This is a genomic window from Gammaproteobacteria bacterium (assembly GCA_003696665.1).
GTDB lineage: Bacteria > Pseudomonadota > Gammaproteobacteria > Enterobacterales.
On record RFGJ01000671.1, the window covers coordinates 1 to 1,006 of the forward strand.

At 55.8% G+C, this 1,006-nt stretch carries 2 protein-coding genes; both read left to right on the forward strand.

Translation table 11 applies throughout. The features are described from left to right. Positions 1 to 442: hydrolase (locus D6694_15895; protein ID RMH32646.1), on the forward strand; the 442-nt coding region annotated here is incomplete at its 5' end. A gap of 150 nt (positions 443 to 592) precedes the next feature. Further along, entirely contained in the window at positions 593 to 985 is a 393-nt protein-coding gene (locus tag D6694_15900) for a GxxExxY protein (protein RMH32647.1), read from the forward strand. Positions 986 to 1,006: the final 21 nt, after the last annotated feature.

The following is a 1,006-nucleotide window of genomic DNA, read 5'->3' on the forward strand; positions in this document are numbered from 1 at the left end:
CGTGCCGGTCTGCCTGGGGACGGACGGCTTCTCCTCCACCATGTGGACGGAGTGGAAGACCGCCTACCTGCTGCACAAGGTCTGGCACCGCGACCCGCGGCGCATGAACGGGGCGGACGTGGCGCGGATGGCGGCCTACAACAACGCCGCGCTCGCCAACGTCTTCTTCCCCGAAGCGCCGATTGGCAAAATCGTCCCCGGCGCGTTCGCCGACCTGATTCTGGTGGACTACCATCCCAACACCCCGCTAACGCCCGGCAACCTGCCCTGGCATATCGTCTTCGGCTTCCACGAGAGCATGGTGACGATGACGATGGTGAACGGCCGGGTGCTGATGCGCGACCGTAACCTGCTGACGCTGGACGAGGCCGAAATCACCGCCCGCGCCCGCGCACTCGCCCCGCAGGTGTGGGAGCGGTACAAGACTCACGTTACAAGATAGAACGCTGATGTCGCTGATTGGCGCTGATTTACGCTGTCACGTCAAAAAGCAACTGCGTAAACCTGCGTGTGACTGTGCTATCTGCGTTCGGAATTTTTCCCCTACACGGTAGAACACTGATAGACACCGTTCAACACACCAGGAGCCGAAATGAACTACAAGCACAGTGACCTGACTGGACAAATCATCGCGGCCTTTTACGATGTGTACAACACGCTGGGCAGCGGGTTTCTGGAAAAGGTGTACGAGAATGCTCTTGCACACGAATTACAGAAACGCGGTCATCGGGTGAGGCAGCAGATTCCGATTGATGTGTTCTACGACGGCGTCAACGTTGGTCACTATGTGGCAGATTTAATAGTGGATGACCTGGTCATCGTGGAAATGAAAGCCATAGAAAATATCACGTCTGCTCACGAAGCCCAACTTCTCAACTATTTGCGCGCAACCGGTATTGAAGTCGGTTTGTTGTTGAATTGCGGTCCACGCCCTCAAGTGCGTCGAAAAATCTATGAGACAGCCCGACACAAATCCAAAAAGTAACAGCGTTTATCTGTGTTTATC